The following is a 17,773-nucleotide window of genomic DNA, read 5'->3' as shown; positions in this document are numbered from 1 at the left end:
CCCTAGGGGCGCTCCACTTCGGGAACGTCTACGACCGGGCGAAGAACGCCCCTTCCGTCTGCTTCCTTGGTGGCTCGCGGCCGTCGACGCTGGAGAAGCGCGCGACGCCTCGGGACGGGTGCGGACGAAACCTCAGCCGACCTCGACGACCAGCTCGACCTCGACCGGGGCGTCGAGCGGGAGCACCGCCACCCCGACCGCCGAGCGGGCGTGCACGCCTGCGTCGCCGAAGATCTCGCCGAGGACGTTCGAGGCGCCGTTGATGACGCCGGGCTGGCCGGTGAACGACGGGTCGGAGGCGACGAAGCCCGTCACCTTGACGATCCTCGCGCCGTCGAGCGTGCCCACGAGTGAGCGGACGGCGGCGAGGCCGTTGAGCGCGCAGGTACGCGCCAGGTCGGCCGCCTCCTCCGGCGAGACGCCGGCGCCGACCTTGCCGGTCAGCGGCAGCGCGCCGTCGACGAAGGGCAGCTGGCCCGCCGTGTAGACGTACTGGCCGGAGCGGACGGCGGGGACGTAGCTCGCGACGGGCGCGGCGACGTCCGGCAGGGAGATGCCCAGCTCGGCGAGGCGCGCCTCAGGAGACGTGGCGCTCATCACTGGCCGCCGGAGGGGCGCTTCAGGTAAGCGACCAGGTTGGTGCTGTCGGGGCCGGGGACGACCTGGACGAGCTCCCAGCCGTCGGCACCCCATTGGTCGAGGATCGCCTTGGTGTTGTGGATCAGCAGGGGGATGGTCGCGTACTCCCACGTGGTAGCCATGGCGCGATCGTAACCATCGGGCGACGTCTCCACGCTCCCACGACCGGTCCACACGATCTGCACAGGGGCACGGCGGTGGTGGCCGTGCCTTCACAGTGGCAGCCCGTACCCTGGTGGGCATGGCCAAATCCGACCCCCGTCGCATCACGCGCACGATGCCGGCGACCCAGCTCGTCGCCCTCCTGCTCGCGTTCGTCCTCGCGGCCGGTGTCGGCGGCGTGCTCGCCGCCGGGCTGGTCATCCCGCTCGTCGCAGGGGCCAACGCGGCCGCGGACAGCACCGTCGCCATCTACGACGAGGTGCCCGCGGAGCTGGAGCCCCGGCCGATGTCGCAGCAGTCGCGCATCTACGCCGCCAACGGCAAGCTGCTCGCCACGTTCTACGCGCAGAACCGCATCGTCGTCCCGCTCGACGAGATCTCGGAGCAGATGCAGCACGCGGTGATCGCGATCGAGGACGAGCGCTTCTACGAGCACGGCGGCATCGACGTGCAGGGCATGACGCGCGCGCTGGCGAACAACGTCGCCGGCCACGCCACGCAGGGCGCGTCGACGCTGACGCAGCAGTACGTGAAGAACATGCTGATCGACCAGGCGCTGCAGGACGGCGACAAGTTCGGCGTCATCCAGGCGAGCGAGGACTCGATCTCCCGCAAGCTCACCGAGGCGAAGATGGCCATCTCCCTCGAGAAGACGATGAGCAAGGACGAGGTCCTCCAGGGCTACCTGAACGCCGCCCAGTTCGGCTCGCGCAGCATCTACGGCGTCGAAGCCGCAGCCCGCTACTACTTCGACAAGCACGCCTCCGAGCTGAACTACCTCGAGGCGGCCACGATCGCGGGCATCACGAAGTCGCCGAGCCGCTTCGACCCGACGGTGAACCCCAAGGAGGCGCGGGAGCGTCGCGACCTGGTGCTGCAGAACATGTGGAAGCTCGGGTACATCTCCACGAAGGAGCGGGACGAGGGCCAGGCCACGAAGATCAAGTCCACGCTCGACGTGAACCCGACGGAGATCGGGTGCAGCGCCGCGGGCGGCTCGGCGTTCTTCTGCGACTACGTCACCAAGGAGATCGTCACCAACCCGGTGTTCGGCAAGACGAAGGCGGAGCGGCAGCAGCTGCTCTACCGCGGCGGCCTCGAGATCCACACGACGCTGGACCCGAAGAAGCAGAAGGCGGCCTCCAAGTCCGTGAGCGAGGCGGTCCCCGCCGACGACTCCAGCGGGCTGCAGTCCGCGATCGCCTCGGTGGAGCCCGGGACGGGCAAGATCCTCGCGATGGCGCAGAACATCCCGTACACCCCGTCCGAGGGCGGCAAGAACACCACGCGGGTGAACTACGCGGCGGACGCGACGCACGGGGCGTCCGGCGGCTTCCAGGTGGGGTCGAACTTCAAGCCGATCGTGCTGGCGGAGTGGCTCAAGGAGGGGCACACGCTCTCCGAGCGGGTCAACGCGACCAAGGTGGCCCGGTACCCGGCCGACTTCCAGACGCCGTGCGTCGGCAACCTGGCGGGCACGGCGTGGGCCCCGGCGAACTCCGAGGGCGTCGAGGTGGGTTACATCTCGGCCCTCGAGGCGACGTACAAGTCCATCAACACCGCGTTCGCGGCGATGGGCTACCAGCTCAACCTGTGCGACCTGCGGGACACGGCGTGGAGCATGGGCTTCCGCCCGACCAACTCGCAGGAGGGCAAGGTCGTCGATCCCAAGAAGAAGGACATCGACATCTTCGCCCCGATGCTCATCGGCACGCAGGAGTCCTCGCCGCTGAACATGGCCGCGATGTACGCGACGCTCGCCTCGGGCGGCACGTACTGCTCGCCGATCGCCATCACGTCCATCACGGGCCCGGGCGGCAAGGACTACGACGTCCCGAGCGCGAACTGCAACAAGAACGCCCTCCCCGAGGGCGTCGCCAACACCGTGGTGTACGCGATGGAGAAGGTCTTCTCCAGCAGCGGTACGGCCGCGAACCTCGGCGGCGGCCTGGCCGACGGCCGTCCCGTGGCCGGCAAGACCGGAACGTCGCAGCTGTCCTCCCAGACGTGGTTCACGGGCTTCACGCCCAACCTGTCCACGTCGGTGTGGGTCGGCAACGCCGACGACCCGAACGAGGACCACTACCACGGCGCCTACGTGAACGGCGTCTCGTACCCGCACCTCTTCGGCAACAGCGTCGCCGCCCCCGCGTGGAAGGCGTACATGGACAAGGCCGTCGAGGACATGCCCGTCGAGGACTTCGGCGAGCCCGACCCGAACATGGTCGGCGTCACGGCGCCGCCGCCCAGCACGTCCACGCCGGACGACAGCGGCGACTCCGACCAGAGCGACGACTCGGGTGACAGCGGCGACTCCGGCGGCCACACCGGCAACGGTGGCGACAACGGGAACAGCGGCAACGGCGGGGACAACGGCAAGGGCAAGGGTGGTCGTTCCGACGAGAACGCCGCCTGGGACGCCATCACGGGTTCGCTCGCCGACGAGTGGGGCGAGAACTGACCGCCGCGACCGCCTGGGGGGTGGCGGGCGGCGTCGCCGCGGCCGGAATCGCGGGCCTGGGGTACGCGCACGTGGAGACGAAGCTCTTCACGGTCCGCCGGTTCACGGTGCCGGTGCTGCCCGCGGGACAGCCGGACCTCCGGGTGCTGCACGTGTCGGACCTGCACCTGACGCCGTCTCAGCGCCGCAAGGTGGCGTGGGTGCGTTCGCTGGCCGCGCTCGAGCCGCACCTCGTGGTGAACACGGGTGACAACCTGGCGCACCGGGACTCGCTCGGCCCGCTGCTCGACGCGCTCTCCCCGCTGCTGACCACGGCGCCGGGCGCGTTCGTCATGGGCTCGAACGACTACTACGCGCCCGTGCCGAAGAACCCTGCCCGTTATCTGAAGCGGGACACGCGGGTGGCGCACCATCGCCCGGCCGAGCTGCCGTTCGAGGAGCTCGCCGACGCGATGGGTGCCGCCGGGTGGAAGGACCTCACCAACCGGCGCGACGTGGTCGTGGCCGACGGCCGCCGGCTGTCGCTCGTGGGGGTCGACGACCCGCACCTCGACCGCGACGACTTCCCCGCGCCGTCGGCCGGCCACGATGACGACGCGGTGCTGCACCTGGGTGTCACGCACGCGCCGTACCGTCGCGTGCTGGACCGCATGCACGCGGACGGGGCGGACGTCGTCCTGGCTGGCCACACGCACGGTGGCCAGCTGCGGCTGCCGGGCTACGGCGCGCTCGTCACCAACTGCGACATCGACCGGCGGCGGGCCAGCGGCCTGCACGGCTGGCCCGGCCCGCGGCCCGACGAGCGGGGCGGTAACGGCTCCACCTGGCTGCACGTCTCGGCCGGTGCCGGCACCTCGCCGTACGCCCCCGTGCGCTTCGCGTGCCGCCCGGAGGCGACGTTGCTCACGTTCACTGCCCGGTAGGCGGATCTCGTTTTCGTCCTGGCCCGTTCGTCGGCTATTCTGAGCAGGCTTCCGCACGAGGACGAAGGTCTGGATGCGTGGGCAAGTCCTTCGGGGTGTGGCGCAGCTTGGTAGCGCGCTTCGTTCGGGACGAAGAGGTCGCAGGTTCAAATCCTGTCACCCCGACCACCAGAGAGGCCCCCTGATCAGCGGAAACGCTGACCAGGGGGCCTCTTGCCTTGCCCGCCGGACCCAGAAGTGGTGGTCGTGGGGGCGCTACCGAGGGCTTTGCGCCCGCGGCAGGGTCGCTACCCGCATCGTGAACAGCGGTTCCGTGTGCCAGCTGGGGCGACGACCTCGATGGTGGCGAACGCGTTCATGAACGTCGCACGTCGCGGATCAGCGGTCGTGGCTCGTGCCGGTAGCTCCGTTCCGTGGTCGCGGAGCCGGAGTGCCCGACGATGCCGGAGATCTTCTCGGCCGCGGCACCGGCCAGCGACTTCAGCGAGACGAACGAGAGCCGTCGCTTGCGCGGCGTTCAGTCAGCTGGTTCGACACTGGGTACGGGCTTGGGTGCTGACCGGAACCCACGGCGCGCGTTGGCTGCGACCAGCGCCGTGCCGACTGTCGTCGTGAGCACAAGGTCGTGCTCCTTGCACGCGGCGCCGGCCCTCACGTTGTCGTCAGTCTGGTCGGCCCACGTCAGCGTGCGCTTCTCCTCGGCCCGGTTCCCGAGGATCATCGAGACGGCGAGGTACGGATAGACCTGACGTTGCACGGAAGCAGCATTTCTGACTGAGGCACATTCTCGGCGCCTACCCGTCAAAGCCTGTCGGGTAATCTTGAGGTTCATTACCACATCGACCGGACGACAAGGGCGGCGGACTGCGACTGGGACTCCAAAGTAGAACGCAAAGGGAGGTAGTGATGAGAGTGCGTTGCATGAGGATCCCGGGCATCGCTGAAGGTGTCGAGACTGCATCGAGCCCGTGGCTGACGGTCGGCGAAACGTATGTAGTCCTGGGTGTGATCGCCGGGTCAGGGCGTCGCGTCGAACTGCACCTATTGACAAATGACCGGGCGAGCTTCGGGTGGTTCGACGCCGAGTGCTTCGAGACCGACGATGCCGCGCCTCCGGCAAACTGGTCCGCGATAGTCTCCGGAGGTGGCGTTGTAGAGTTTGGCCCCAAGGAATGGCTGCTCGACGGGTTCTGGGAACGGTATTACGACGGCGACCCCACGGCGGCCGAATCAGTAGAGCGCGAGCTAGCGATCATCCTCCAGTAAAGTTCCCGCGCCCTGCCCCTGGTGCAACCCGGAGCGGGCCGTGACGACACGACGACGCATCGGGAGACACGCCCTACTCCGACCCAGTGGCGAGCCCTGCTTCGTCGTCGCGGACCCGATGCTTGAGCGCGTCCGTCCCCGCGGACCGAGACTTGCGCGAGTCCTTCCTCTGGATCTCCTTGCCGCCGTCGTCGACCATCCGGCACACCGCACATACCGCCGAGCGTCCGGCCGACTCTCCGCGTCGAGGACGCCTACGGCGTCGCACGCCATGACCTGCGGCCGCCCTTGACCCGAGCCTCCGTCGGCCTCATGTTCTCCGCATCGGTTCAATGCCTCCGGGTGTCCCCACCTCCCCCGGGCCCGACGTGCTGGGGGCGGAACTGGGGGCTTACCGACGCGACCACCGCGAACGCCGGCGACCGCCGGCGAGCCAAGGATGACGCCCGCGTCGGATTCGCTTCGGGACGAAGGACGCAGGTTCGGATCCTGTCGCCCCGACCAGCCATGAGGCCCTCTGATCAGCAGAAACGCCGCCTAGAGGGCCTCACGAATCTCGACGGGGCAAGACGGAGCCCCAGCGACGCGGATGACCTGACGCACGAGACCCTGCGACCCCTTGCCCCTCTGCGCCGAGCTGGGCGGCGACCTCGGTGGCGGCGCGTCGGCCCGAGAGGATGGCGCCGTTCATGGTGCCGGAGGTCTCGTCGGCAGTCTCGGTGCCAGCCCAGTGCACGCGCCCGACCGGCTCGCGCAGGTGCGGGCCGAAGGTGGTCCACGTCTTCGGGGCGGGGGCGGGGTTGGGGCCGCCGGGGGCGACGGTGTCGTTGCCCCAGGAGAAGTCGGTGTAGTCGGTGACCTGACCGGCACGCTGCCCGAAGAGGTGGACGAGCTGCGTGACGACGCGGCGGCGGCGCTCGTCCTCGTCGTAGGCGTCGAAGCCGCGAGCGTCGCAGAAGACCATGAGGATGCCGGGGCCGTCGGGGTGCGGGCTGACGTCGAAGGTGAGGAAGACGGTCTCGTCGTCCGACACTCCCTCTCCCGAGAGGCCCTCGTGCCGCCAGAAGGGCCGGTCGTAGGCGACGAATGCCTTGCTCAGCGCGCCGAGCCGCCAGGCGCGGGCGAGCCCGTAGTGCTGGTCCGGCAGGGCGGGCGTGAACTCGATGGTCGAGCGGTGGGCCGGTGCCGCGGTGACGATGACGTAGCGAGCATCGACGGTGTGGGTGGCGGTCTCGACCGTGACGCGATCGCCTGCGGTGGTGATCCGCTCGACAGGTGAACCCAGGAGCACCCGGTCTTCGAGGGTGTCGGCGAGCTTGCTGACCAGGGTGTGGGTCGTGTCCAGCAACCGGTCCTGCTGGTCGCCGCCCTCGACGGAGAGCATGTGCTCGATGCCGCCCAGGGTCCTGATGTAGCGCATCACGTTGAACAGGGAGACGTCCCCGACCGGTGCCCCCCAGTGCACCAGGCTGAACATGGTCATGAACTTCCGGGTGTTCTTCAGCGCGTGCTTGGAGGTGAGCCACTCGCCGAACGACATGGCGTCCAGCCGTGCCGCGTGCGGGTGAGTCCACGGCTCGGAGACGGGCAGGTCGTCGACCATCTTCTGCAGCGTGTTCATGATGCGCGCGAGGTCGGCCATCGCCCAGGGCGTCATGGCAGTGATGCTCTCGACCTTGCGGCGCCCGCCGAAGGAGATGACGCCCTTGCCCTGGTGGAACTGGGGCACGAGCTCGCAGCCGAGCCGGGCGGCGAGGTCGCGCATGGCGGTGTGCCCCGGTGCCACCCAGGTGGCGCCGGCGTCGACGGCCACGCCCCCCACCTCGGCCTGATGGATCCGGCCGCCGACACGGTCGCGGCCCTCCAGCACGACGACGTCGTGGCCCGCCCGGGTGAGCTCGTCGGCCGCGGTCAGGCCGGCGAGGCCGGCTCCGACGACGACGACGTCCGCCGTCCGTGCGGTCCGGGTGGTGCGTGCGGCGGTCTTGGCACTGGTCATGTCGCGCTCCGTTCATGCGTGGCCTGCCGGCCCGAGGGATCTCTCACTTGGCAACTGTACTGACTCGTCAGTACAGTATCAACGTCCGGGGATCCCCGGAGTCGGACGATGCGGAGCACCCATGACGAAGACCGACCAGGAGATCAGCCTCTCCCCCGCGGCAGGCATGTCGACGCGACGACGGTGGACTGCCGTCGCGGTGCTGAGCGCGAGCCTGCTCATGCTCACGATGGACATGACGATCCTGAACATCGCGCTGCCCGAGATGGCCGCGGAGCTGCACCCGACCTCGGACCAGCAGCTGTGGATCGTGGACGTGTACTCCCTGGTGCTGGCCGGTCTGCTGGTGTCGTTCGCGGCGATCGGCGACCGCTGGGGACGCAAGCGGATGCTGCTGCTGGGCTACACGATCTTCGGGGCGGCGTCGCTGATGGTCGTGTTCACGACCAGCGCCGAGGCGGTGATCGCGATCCGCGCGCTGCTCGGCCTGGGCGGCGCGATGATCATGCCCACCACGCTGTCGCTGATCCGAGTGATCTTCACCGATCCGGCCGAGCGCGCCAAGGCACTGAGCGTCTGGGCCGCGGTCTCTGGGCTCGGGGCCGCCGTCGGGCCTCTGGTGGGCGGCGTGCTGCTCGAGCACTTCTCCTGGCACGCCGCGTTCCTGATCAACGTGCCCCTGATCGCCATCGCCATCGTCGCCGGCCTGGCCATCCTGCCCGAGTCGCGCGTGCGCGTCGCCGGGCGCTGGGACGCCCTGGCCGCCGTGCTGTCACTGGTAGGGATGACCGCCCTCGTCTGGGGCATCAAGCAGTTCGGCAAGGAGGCCACGCTGGCCCTGCCCGAGGCCTGGGCCGCCGTCACACTGGCCGCCGTCGCCCTCACCTGGTTCGCGGTCCGCAGCATCCGCAGCAAGCACCCCCTGCTGGAGCTGCGCCTGTTCCGCAACCGCACGTTCTCCGCCGGGATGGTCGCTGCCCTCGGCACGACCTTCTCGATGGTCGCCGCCCTGCTCCTGCTCGCCCAGTGGCTCCAGCTCGTGCGCGGGGTCTCCCCCATCCAGGCAGGCCTGCTGCTGACCCCTGAGGCCCTCGCCGCAGCCGTCGCCGCGATCGCCGCACCGCCGCTGTCCAGGGTCTTCGGCGCCCGGGCCGTGCTCGCCACCGGCCTCGCCCTCGCCGGCGCCGGCATGCTCCTGCTCGGCCTGGGGCCGGGCGGCGACCTCGACCTGCCCCGCGTGATCGTCGTGCTCGTCCTCGTGGGAGCCGGCACCGGCTCGCTGGCCATCGGATCCGCCATGATCATGCTCGGTTCTCCGGAGGACAAGGCGGGCAACGCCGGCGCTCTCGAGGAGACGTCCTACGAGCTCGGTGCGGTGCTCGGCGTCGCCGTCCTGGGCAGCATCTCCGCGCTGATCTACCGCGCCCAGTACGCCACCGATCCCGCGCTGCAGGCCATCGACCCCACCCTGGCGGCCCAGGCCGAGGAGTCCCTCGGCGCCGCTGTCTCCATCTCGGACCAGCTCGCCCTGCCCGAGCTCGCCACCGCCGCCAGCGCGGCGTTCACCCACTCCATGCAGGTCGCCAGCATCGCCGGCGGCGTGATGATGCTCGCCGTCGCCGCCCTGGTCTTCCTCATGACCCCCAAGGGCACCAGCGTCACCGGCGCCGCCCACTAGGCACGGGCGCTCGGACCCTCACGACAGATCCCAGCGAGCAGACCCGGTGCGGCGCGCAGCGGCCTCGCGAACGCCCGTGGACAGGAGCATGACGTGCCGTTCTTCCCGTTCTCGTTCTTCGCCGTCGACCGCCTGCGTCAGCGGGTAGGACGTGCCCTGAAGTACCTGACCAGCAACGCCGACGCCGACGAGCGCGACGCGCCGGGCCTGGAAGGGGTGGGCCCACGGTTGTGGGCCGCATCCCTCGCCGGCGAGGCGCTGTGGCTCGGCAGCTACCAGAACGCCTACGACCTCAGCGACGCCCAGTGGTCCGCCATCACCACTCATCTGAGCGGCTACGGCAACCTGCCCCTGATGCGGCCGCTCGACGTCGCAACCTCCCAGCGACGCCGGCTCGACGACCTCACCGTCGAGGACGTGGCGTCGGCCAGCGGGTGCACCTCGACCCAGCTGCGGACCTCGTTCGGCGACGTCGACCAGGTGCTCATCGCCGTCGTGCGCCAGGTCCACGAGGACGGCTCCGCCGAAGCATCTCCCCTGCAGCTGCACCTCGACCGGCACACCCTGACGATGTCGCTGCAGGGCCTGGAGGACGAGCGCACGATCACCGCGGTCCACCGCCTCTACGCCCTCGCCGGCGTCTCGCCCGCTCCCCGCCCCGACATCCGCGCCCGGGCGCGCGGACTGCGCGGTATCAACCCCCGCTCCTTCGACCACCTCGAGCTCGCGGCCGCGGCCCTTGCGATCGACGGCTGGCAGGGCTCCCGGGACGTGCCAGCGTTCTACCCGCGGTCCCTGCCCCGCGCCGTCGTGCGAGAACTGGGGCGTTTGGCGCGCGTCCCCTCGTCCTGACCTCCGGGTCGGCCGGTCGAGCCGTTCGCCGGGGGCGTCTTTCGCAGCCGTCCGAGGATGTCGCGCAGCCGCAGGAACCCCTGCCACGAGACGGGCAGGAGCGTCGCCGCGGCGGAGAACTCGAACACGTAGAGCACGACCGAGAGCATCGTGCCGTCGTCCATGCCTGCCCGCGCGCACGTGATGATCGCGAAGACCTGCAACGCGACGGTGAGAACCATCGACAGGGCGTAGTTGATCGCGTCCAGGTCGGAGAGCCTGGTCAGCCAGGTGTTGAGCAGGCCGAGGTGTCTGCGGGTCAGGGCGCCGTCGCCGCGTCTCAGCACGTCGACCTGACGTTCGTACTCGTCGTTGTAGCCGCGGTTGGCCGCCATGGTCTGCCGGGTCGAGGCCGCGTAGATCGCGACGACCAGGGCCGCCATCACCAGCGAACCGACGAACACGGGCACCGACAGGGCCACGAGGAACGCCAGGATGCCGACGAACGCGATGACGCCCCCGACGATCTCGGGCACGGTGTGCTCGAGGAAGTCGACCGCCTCGCGCAGCAGGTTGAGCCGCCCGGCCCGCTGCGAGAGGCCCGCGCTGGGCGGCAGCGCGCTCGCGCCGGCGCGCTCGTAGATCTGGGCGTACAGCCGGGCGTCGTGCAGCCGCCGGGCCGTGGAGACCAGCACGGTCGTCAGACCGACCCCGATCAGCCAGACCAGCCCGCGGATCGATCCTTCGAGGTAGTCGTCCACGGCGACGCCGATCACGAACGGCACGACGACCACGCCGGCGGTCTCCGCGACGATGAGGAGCACCGAGAGCGCGATCCGGGCGCGATAGCCGTCCAGCAGCGGGGGCATGCGACCATCCTGCGCTCGGCCTCCTGCTCGCGCGACGGGTGCATGCGTCGGGGAGCTACCGGCCCGGAGCGGTGAGGCCCTCCAGCTCGGTACGCAGGGCGACGAGCTCGTCCCGTTCGGGCTTGAGCCCCCACCCCGTCATCAGGCCCGCACCGTCGACGGCGTTGGCGATGACCGTGCGGGCTCCCACGGACAGTCCGTCCTCGGCCAGCTCAGCCTTCCAACGGGCCCCGTCCTCAGCCACCAGCTCGGCCACGCCGGGGGCGGCGGCAAGGGCCGACAGGAGGAACAGCCGCTCCCCCACCGTGTCGATGTTGTCGCCCTCCAGCGACGCTCGGATGAACGCTCTCGCCAGACGTCCCGGGGCGCTGCCGCCCTCCAGCAGGTCGACGACGTCCCGGTGGAACTGCTCGGTCACGTCCTGGGCCAACGCGAGCCACAGCGCGTTCTTGGAGCTGTAGTGGTAGATCACCGCCCCGCGTGTCAGCCCGGCCGCCACCGCGACGTCGTCCAGGGTCGCGCGGGCGCCCTGCTCCACGACGACGCCCTTCGCGGCATCCAGGATCAGCCGCTTGGTGTCCTCGGGCCCTCGTCCTGCTGTGCGTCCCATCGATCTCTCTCTCACGTGCGGGTGGCGGCATCGCTCGGCGACCAGTGTGCCCGGCCTCCACGCTCCCTGATGAATGGCCACGACGGGCCGCGCCCTCCGAGGCGGTGTTCATGCACGGCTGTCGGCTACCGTCGTGGCGCGCCGGCGCGCGGTGGACCGCGTCAGCACGGCCGGGACGGCGGCGAGCAGGTCGCCGGCCAGGCCCGCCACGGAGGCCGCCCGGCTGCGCCCCTGGACGCCCGTGCTGAACTCCACGGCCCGCGCCGTGATGCTCTGCGCCGTCCGTGCGAACGGCCGCATCTCGGCCTCGTACCTGGCAAACGCGGCCGTGACGTCGTCGGTGTCCCGCAACGCCTCGGCCAGCGCCTTCGCGCCGGGCAACGACGCGTGCGCGCCCATCCCGGACACCGGGTCGATGCAGTGCACCGCGTCGCCCAGCAGCACCACTCGGCGGGTGTACCAGCGCGGCAGCCGCGTCTGGGAGAACCGCGTCAGCTTCGTGTCCTGCGACTTGCGCCCCGCCACCGCGACCGCGCGCATCTCCGGGCCGAGGCGCTCGACGGCGTCGCACACCCGATCCTTCAGCATCCCCATGTCCGGCCTGGCCGTGCTGGGCACCGGGACGACCGCCATGATCGACGTCTGGTCCGTGTCGAGGAAGGGGTAGACCAGCATCAGCATCCCTTCACGGGACGCGATCACCGCCCGCCCCTCGGGCAGCGGGATGTCGGCGTTGATCCACACGTGGGACAGGCCGTTGCGGTACACGCTCTGCTCCTCAGAGGCCAGCGTGAGCCGTCGCACCGTCGAGTGCAGACCGTCCGCGCCGACGACGATGTCGAAGGACTCGCTCGACCCGTCGACGAACCTGGCCAGCACGTCCTCGTTCCGGTGCTCCAGGGCGTCGAGCTCTGCGCCCATCCGCGTCTCGACGGTGGCGGGCAGGTGTGCGAACAGCCGCGACAGCAACGTGGCACGCCGGGCGAGCCGCCAGTCCGCGCCGGTGTCGAAGCGGACCTCGCGGACCTTGCGCGCGCCCCACCGCAGCGACGTCTCGGGCGCCGAGAAAGTCACCTCGTCGAGAATCTGCTGCCCACCCATCAACCGCAGCACCCGCGTCGCCTCAGCGTCCAGCTGCAGCAGGTAGCTGGACGGGAACGGCTCGGCCTCCTTGTCGACCAGGACGACCTCCCACCCCTCGCGGTCCAGCCACCAGGCCGCGGCACACCCCGCCATCCCCGACCCCACGACCAGGGCACGCCGCCGCACCGGCCCGACCGCCGTTCCCACCATCTCGGCCCCACCCTCCGCGCAAACTAGTCTGACTCGTCAGTACAGTAAATGCTGCGTCGGCCTGCCTGTCAAAGGCTTCGCGTCGCCCAGGTCAGCGGCCCTTGTCTTCGCGGTCGCTGGGGGCTGACGAATCGGCGTGGCCCCTTTCGTGCACCGGCTCAAGCAGGGCCTCTTGCTTGCCCGGAGATCCCTGAAGCGGGGCCACTCGCTCGACGGCGGTCCCCGCACGCCTGGACGCTCGACGCGGCACGGCGGGCGAGTGCGCCGGGAGCGCGTCGGGCTCGGTGGAGGTGGGGACGCTCGGTGGCCCAAGGGCCCTTGCTCGTCATGGGTTCGGAAGGCGCCGTCAGGGCATCACCTGGGGCGCTGAGGGCTCGGCTCCACCACCTGTTCAGGAGCACTTCAGGACGAACCCTTACCCGGTGCCCCGGTCGGTCAGCCGTCCCGCCGCCGAGGAGGTGCAACCTCCATGACCGCCAAGGCCTCCCATTCGATCGCCGTCAGGGACGCCTCAGCCGCGCGTCGCCGAAGCATGGCGGCCATGACAGAGAAGCGAGCGGCGTCGAAGCGCGAGCGGGCCGCTTCCAGCCGGGCACGGGCAGCAGGATGCCCCTCCACCGGCTGCGCGGCCATCTCGGCTTCCCGCGCGCGATACGCCGAGTCCACCTCTGCGCGGGCCTCGTCAAAGGCCTGCCGGGCGGCGGCAAGTGCTTCCTGAGCTTCCCTGACGTTCATGCGCGACAGAGTCCGCGGCCATGCGAGCCCGGGTCCCCCTGGAGGCTTCGCGTGCCCTCGTCCCTCGTGCTCATCTCGAGTCCTCCACAGCTGATTTCGGAGTCAATGTCGTGCCCCGGCCGTCACGGTAGCGGCGCACGGGTATGCCGATGCGGAACGCGCAGAGACGAGTTTCGGTCGGAAGACCCTCCAGGCATGCGACGTCGAGAACCACTTCACGGCGCTGGTGATCTTCGGCGCGTCGGGGTCACGGTTCGGCAGGGTCCGGTGTCAGTTCGAGTCGCCGGGGTTGGCACCCAGGAGCGTGCGGTTGATCTCCGCGACCCGGTGAAGCGTGATGCCGTGAGTCTGCTCGTGCACGAGCGGATGGTCGAGCGTGGGGTCGAGCTCGATCCACGGCACCACGCCCGGTGGGCGCGAATGGAGCCGGGCGGCCATCGGCGCGGTCGGCGGCTCGTAGGGCAGATAGGTGGACAGCCACGCGAACATCGGTGCCAGGTCCGCTCGCGCAGGGTCGTTCCAGTGGTCCACCTGGGTTCGCATGCTGGCTTCGCTGAGCGACACCCAGACCGACCAGGTGAACGGGCCCTGGTCGGAGTCGGTCACCGGGATCTCGATATGACCACGTACGAAGTAGTTCGTCGTTCCCGCCGCGTCGACCAGGGCACACGTGTCGGCGTTGAGCTCGCCCTGGGAGCGTTGAGCATCGGAGGCACGAAGCCAGGGCTCTGGCGCGGTCGGCCCGAACACCCAGGCAAGTCCTTCGTGGGCAGTCCCGCAGGTGGCGCAGGTCCAGGTCGTCGATGTCATCGGTCCTCCGCTGGGACGGTCGACGCTCCCGCTCCGCGCCCGCCGCTCCCTCGGTTCTGTCGGATCACCAGGCGAGCAGGTCCTCGCGCATACGGGTGATTTCCGCGGGACGGTCGTAGCAGGAGTCGAGGACGTCGAGCGCCCGCATGGCGAGGCCCCTTCCTGCCGCATCGATCTGTCCGGTCAGCCGCAGGAGCGCGAACGCCGCGCCGACGGCGAACATCGCAGCGTCGATGTCGTCGTCATCCAGGGACTCGGGGCCGAAAGACTCCTCGCCGTCGGCCTCCAGCAGGTCGAGCACGGTGGAGGTCGGGCCGAGCTCATCGGCCCGCTGGGACCAGCTGGCCAGCATGTCCCAGCCTTCGTCGTTGCCGAACGGCGCGAAGTCGTTCGCCGGGTCGTCATAGATCGGGTCGGTGAAGTGCGCTGCGAAGGCCGGGTGCTTCGGGGAGTCGATGCCGAGTCCCTCGACGTCGTCAGTCATGAGCGCATGATGCCGCACGGGCCCGACAGGCGACCCGCTCAGCACGCGTCGGGCCCAGGCAGTCCGCGTCCTCTCACAGAGATCGCCGGTCGGCCACCGTCACGCAGCCGCACTCCCGGACGACCGGGACGCCACCGCTCGCGGGGCGACGTCGACGCTCGCCGACCGCACGCGGGCGGCCCGTCGCGCCACGACGACGTTCTGCGTCAGCAGGGCGAGCCCCAGAGCGAGCAGGACGCTGCCCTCGGTGACGGCGGGCGACGCCCCGAGGCGGGCGCCGGCGCCGGCGAGCTCGAAGCGGACGGCGACGGAGACGGCCCACAGGGCCACGGTCGCGCCGGTGTACCGGTACTGCACCACGCCCGCCTCCCCGGGAGAGAGCTGCACGGTGGCGGCGCGCGCGACGCCGAGGCCCACGGTGAGCACGAGATCGACGGTCGCGACGACGACCGTCGCGCCCACGCCGCCCGCCGACGGCAGCGCGAGCCACGGCACCAGCAGGAACGCGCCGACGACCATGACGACGACGGGGCCGGTCAGCAGGCGTCGCGTCCGCGCGGGCCGAGGCCGCAGCCGCAGGAGGACGACGACCGTGAGGGTCACGAGGCCGACGAGGACCTGGGGCGGCAGCGTGTCGAACGTCGTGTCCATCAGGCGGTCTCCTCGCCGACGAGGTACGCCGCCACGGCGGCCGAGAGTGCGGAGCGAAAGGCGGCCGAGCGTGCCGCGTCGTCGGGGTCGTGACCGAGGGCCGACTGCCACGACCGGCCACCCAGCGCATACCCGTACGCGCCGGACATCCCGAGCAGCAGCACCGCCTCGATCCGGTCGCGCGACGGGACCCGGTCCGCGGGCAGGGCCGCGCGCAGGCCCGCCTCCATCATGTCCGCGATGCCGGCGAGCCCGTCGGTCGCGAGCGTGCCGTGCTCCGGGTGCAGCGCCGACCACGCCCACAGCCTCAGGTAGCGCTCGTCGTCGAGCGTCGCGAACACGACGTCGAGCATCCGGGCGGCGTAGGGCACGCCGGCGTCGTCCGCGACCCGCGCCCGGACGCGTTCGCGATGGCGCGCGTCCTCCGCGCGCAGCACCTCGCGCACCAGGCCGCGATGCGTGCCGAAGTAGTGGCTCACGAGCCCCCGGGTCACGCCCGCCGCGGCGGCCACCTGGGCGAGGGTGACGGCGTCAGGGCCGTGCTCCGCGACCAGCGCGGTCGCGGCGTCGAGGATCTGCTGCCGGGAACGCTCGGGGGCGAGGCGGCGACGACCCGCCCGGCGGTCCCCTCCGCCCTCACCAGCAGCACTATTGGCGTTCATGCCAATAACGTAGCGCAGGACGGCCCCCGCAGGCACCCGCCAGACCACGTTCTTCTTCCCCTCGTGCGGGAGGGCTGGCGCCCCGGGCGACGATCCGTCAGGATCGTCGCGTGCTCAACGCCGAGGACAAGCCCCCGCCTCGCAAGGCCCTCCTCCTCCTGAAGATCCTGGGGCTCACCGCGCTCCTCGCGGTCGTGCCCACGATCGTCACCATCTACGCCGTGAACGCCCTGGTCGGCGGTCCCGTGCGCGACGCCGTCGGGATCTTCGTCGCGGACGACGGCGACGCGCTGGCGGCGGAGCTCGGGGAACGCGTCGCGGCCGGGATCGCCGACGACATCGAGCCGTCCTACGACGAACCCGCCGACGCCGCCGAGATCGTCCAGCGGCGCGCCGTCGTGTCACCGCGGGTCCCGGACGACACGGCCGACGTGTCCTACACGGTCGTCCCCCTGGCCTGGCACGGATCGTCCGGCGACCACGACGGCGCGCGGATCGAGCTCGCCGTCTCGGTCGACGTGCCCGCTGTCAACAGCGTGATGGGCGACGCCGGCCGCACCTCGGGCAGCTCGACGACCTGCTGGCGGTACGCGGTCCGGTCGTCCGACCCGGACGACGTCGCCGACCACGACAAGATCGAGTGCCCGTCCGACCTGTCGCCGTCCCAGGCCCCGCCGACGCCGAGCGCGCCCGCGTCTCTCGACGTCAAGGCGAGCGAGCAGGTGCTTCAGGTGCTGGACGAGCTCCCCGACGACGCCGCCCCGGACGACGCGACGACCGCTCTGCGTGCCGTCTTCCCCGGCGTCGACGTGATCCGCGCGGAACGGGCGGCGGACGAGCTGGTCGCCGTCGTGGGCGTCACGGACGCCCGCGACTGCATCGTGGCGGTACGGCCCGACGACGGCCCCACGTGGCGGTTCACCGCCTTCGACCGGATCCTGCTCGAACCCGGCGAGACGGGCTGCTCGCCGAGCCTCTACACCGCCCCCGTCACCACCCACTGACGGCGTTCGACACCCAGCTCGACACGCACCTCGACACCCAGCTCGACACCCAGCTCGACACCCGATGTCGAGAACCGCCGGCCGGCTCCGTCCCAGGAGTGTCGGCGGTGACCCGCACCGCCTCGCGACGACAGGACGGACATCATGGCCAAGTACCTGCTCCTCAAGCACTACCGCGGCAACCCCGAGCCCGTGCCCGGCACGGACGTCCCCATGGACCGGTGGACGCCCGACGAGGTCACCGCCCACATGGACTTCATGGGCAAGGTCATGCAGGACCTGGAGGAGCGCGGCGAGTTCGTCGACGCGCAGGCCCTCTCCCCGCGCGGTGCGTTCGTGCGGTACGACGGCGAGGGGCGTCCGCCCGTCACCGACGGCCCGTTCGCCGAGACCAAGGACCTCGTCGCGGGCTGGATGGTCATCGACGTCGAGACCCAGGAGCGCGCCCACGAGGCGGCGGCCTACCTGTCCTCGGCCCCCGGCCCGGGCGGACGCTCCCTGCACGAGTGGATCGAGGTGCGCCCGTTCCTCACCGACAACGCCGAGGTCACGGGCTGACCCCACCGACGGGGCACCCGGCAATTCCGTGGACCTGCGGCGCGACCGGCCCTAGTGTCGGTCGCGGCGCCCCCGCGGGGGGGGGGCATCACTCAGGGCCGACTCGGTCGCTGATAAACAAAAGAAGCTGCCGGCCAC

General features: G+C 70.8%; 19 protein-coding genes and 1 tRNA gene. 8 read left to right on the top strand and 12 right to left on the bottom strand.

Annotation, left to right across the window (positions count from 1 at the left end; translation table 11 throughout):
- Positions 1-132: 132 nt before the first annotated feature.
- On the bottom strand, positions 133-597 hold the full coding sequence (locus ACFT55_RS07645) for a RidA family protein (RefSeq protein ID WP_380243219.1): 465 nt from the start codon (positions 595-597) through the stop codon (positions 133-135).
- The gene (locus ACFT55_RS07640; RefSeq protein ID WP_139820690.1) at positions 597-761 is read right to left on the bottom strand and encodes a DUF4177 domain-containing protein; all 165 of its coding nucleotides are present in this window, start codon (positions 759-761) and stop codon (positions 597-599) included. Before ACFT55_RS07640 ends, ACFT55_RS07645 begins: the two co-directional genes overlap by 1 nt.
- Positions 762-880: 119 nt before the next feature.
- On the opposite strand from ACFT55_RS07640, the gene ACFT55_RS07635 reads away from it, so the two are divergent.
- From ACFT55_RS07635 to ACFT55_RS07625, 3 genes are all read left to right on the top strand, one after another.
- The gene (locus tag ACFT55_RS07635) at positions 881-3,262 is read left to right on the top strand and encodes a transglycosylase domain-containing protein (RefSeq protein ID WP_380243218.1); all 2,382 of its coding nucleotides are present in this window, start codon (positions 881-883) and stop codon (positions 3,260-3,262) included.
- Positions 3,247-4,185 carry a metallophosphoesterase gene (locus tag ACFT55_RS07630; protein WP_380243217.1) on the top strand — a complete coding sequence of 313 codons (939 nt, stop codon included), beginning with the start codon at positions 3,247-3,249 and terminating at the stop codon, positions 4,183-4,185. Before ACFT55_RS07635 ends, ACFT55_RS07630 begins: the two co-directional genes overlap by 16 nt.
- A gap of 91 nt (positions 4,186-4,276) precedes the next feature.
- A tRNA-Pro gene (locus tag ACFT55_RS07625) sits at positions 4,277-4,353 on the top strand.
- 349 nt (positions 4,354-4,702) lie between these two features.
- Here the strand turns inward: ACFT55_RS07625 and ACFT55_RS07620 are convergent.
- Complete coding sequence (locus ACFT55_RS07620; protein WP_380243216.1) at positions 4,703-4,942, bottom strand: hypothetical protein; 240 nt, start codon at positions 4,940-4,942, stop codon at positions 4,703-4,705.
- Positions 4,943-5,106: 164 nt separating this feature from the next.
- Between ACFT55_RS07620 and ACFT55_RS07615 the strand changes: the two genes are divergently transcribed.
- Complete coding sequence (locus tag ACFT55_RS07615; RefSeq protein WP_380243215.1) at positions 5,107-5,451, top strand: hypothetical protein; 345 nt, start codon at positions 5,107-5,109, stop codon at positions 5,449-5,451.
- Positions 5,452-5,998: 547 nt separating this feature from the next.
- Here ACFT55_RS07615 and ACFT55_RS07610 read toward each other — a convergent pair.
- Positions 5,999-7,450: a flavin monoamine oxidase family protein gene (locus ACFT55_RS07610; protein WP_380243214.1), complete on the bottom strand. Its 1,452-nt coding sequence runs from the start codon at positions 7,448-7,450 to the stop codon at positions 5,999-6,001.
- Between the two features lie 121 nt (positions 7,451-7,571).
- Between ACFT55_RS07610 and ACFT55_RS07605 the strand changes: the two genes are divergently transcribed.
- Both ACFT55_RS07605 and ACFT55_RS07600 read left to right on the top strand, forming a co-directional pair.
- Positions 7,572-9,128, top strand: coding sequence for an MFS transporter (locus ACFT55_RS07605; RefSeq protein WP_380243213.1), 1,557 nt, complete (start codon positions 7,572-7,574; stop codon positions 9,126-9,128).
- Positions 9,129-9,221: 93 nt separating this feature from the next.
- Complete coding sequence (locus ACFT55_RS07600) at positions 9,222-9,980, top strand: hypothetical protein (protein ID WP_380243212.1); 759 nt, start codon at positions 9,222-9,224, stop codon at positions 9,978-9,980.
- Here the strand turns inward: ACFT55_RS07600 and ACFT55_RS07595 are convergent.
- The 8 genes from ACFT55_RS07595 to ACFT55_RS07560 all read right to left on the bottom strand — a co-directional run bounded on the left by ACFT55_RS07595 (position 9,911) and on the right by ACFT55_RS07560 (position 16,073).
- Complete coding sequence (locus tag ACFT55_RS07595) at positions 9,911-10,828, bottom strand: ABC transporter six-transmembrane domain-containing protein (protein WP_380243211.1); 918 nt, start codon at positions 10,826-10,828, stop codon at positions 9,911-9,913. The two genes, ACFT55_RS07600 and ACFT55_RS07595, sit on opposite strands and share 70 nt — an antisense overlap.
- A 55-nt stretch (positions 10,829-10,883) precedes the next feature.
- Positions 10,884-11,438, bottom strand: a complete 555-nt coding sequence (locus ACFT55_RS07590; RefSeq protein ID WP_380243210.1) for a TetR/AcrR family transcriptional regulator — start codon at positions 11,436-11,438, stop codon at positions 10,884-10,886.
- A 108-nt stretch (positions 11,439-11,546) separates the two neighbouring features.
- Positions 11,547-12,731 carry an FAD-dependent oxidoreductase gene (locus ACFT55_RS07585; RefSeq protein ID WP_380243209.1) on the bottom strand — a complete coding sequence of 395 codons (1,185 nt, stop codon included), beginning with the start codon at positions 12,729-12,731 and terminating at the stop codon, positions 11,547-11,549.
- Between the two features lie 435 nt (positions 12,732-13,166).
- A complete protein-coding gene (locus ACFT55_RS07580; protein WP_380243208.1) occupies positions 13,167-13,466 on the bottom strand; it encodes a hypothetical protein in 300 nt (99 codons plus the stop codon).
- A 270-nt stretch (positions 13,467-13,736) separates the two neighbouring features.
- A complete protein-coding gene (locus ACFT55_RS07575) occupies positions 13,737-14,276 on the bottom strand; it encodes a DUF2199 domain-containing protein (protein ID WP_380243207.1) in 540 nt (179 codons plus the stop codon).
- Between the two features lie 64 nt (positions 14,277-14,340).
- Entirely contained in the window at positions 14,341-14,760 is a 420-nt protein-coding gene (locus ACFT55_RS07570) for a hypothetical protein (protein ID WP_380243206.1), read from the bottom strand.
- A gap of 99 nt (positions 14,761-14,859) precedes the next feature.
- Positions 14,860-15,411 carry a hypothetical protein gene (locus ACFT55_RS07565; RefSeq protein WP_380243205.1) on the bottom strand — a complete coding sequence of 184 codons (552 nt, stop codon included), beginning with the start codon at positions 15,409-15,411 and terminating at the stop codon, positions 14,860-14,862.
- Positions 15,411-16,073: a TetR/AcrR family transcriptional regulator gene (locus ACFT55_RS07560; protein ID WP_380243204.1), complete on the bottom strand. Its 663-nt coding sequence runs from the start codon at positions 16,071-16,073 to the stop codon at positions 15,411-15,413. The genes ACFT55_RS07565 and ACFT55_RS07560 overlap by 1 nt, the downstream gene beginning before the upstream one ends.
- A gap of 110 nt (positions 16,074-16,183) precedes the next feature.
- Here ACFT55_RS07560 and ACFT55_RS07555 point away from each other — a divergent pair, with 110 nt between their 5' ends.
- Together ACFT55_RS07555 and ACFT55_RS07550 are read left to right on the top strand one after the other, a co-directional pair.
- Complete coding sequence (locus tag ACFT55_RS07555) at positions 16,184-17,077, top strand: hypothetical protein (RefSeq protein ID WP_380243203.1); 894 nt, start codon at positions 16,184-16,186, stop codon at positions 17,075-17,077.
- A 144-nt stretch (positions 17,078-17,221) separates the two neighbouring features.
- Entirely contained in the window at positions 17,222-17,635 is a 414-nt protein-coding gene (locus ACFT55_RS07550; protein WP_380243202.1) for a YciI family protein, read from the top strand.
- The last annotated feature ends 138 nt before the right edge of the window (positions 17,636-17,773 follow it).

The sequence above is a fragment of the Isoptericola sp. NPDC057191 genome (genome assembly GCF_042670225.1).
In the GTDB taxonomy this organism is placed as follows: domain Bacteria; phylum Actinomycetota; class Actinomycetes; order Actinomycetales; family Cellulomonadaceae; genus Isoptericola.
The sequence above is the reverse complement of the archived record's forward strand: the minus strand, read 5'-3'. Positions and strand labels throughout refer to the sequence as shown.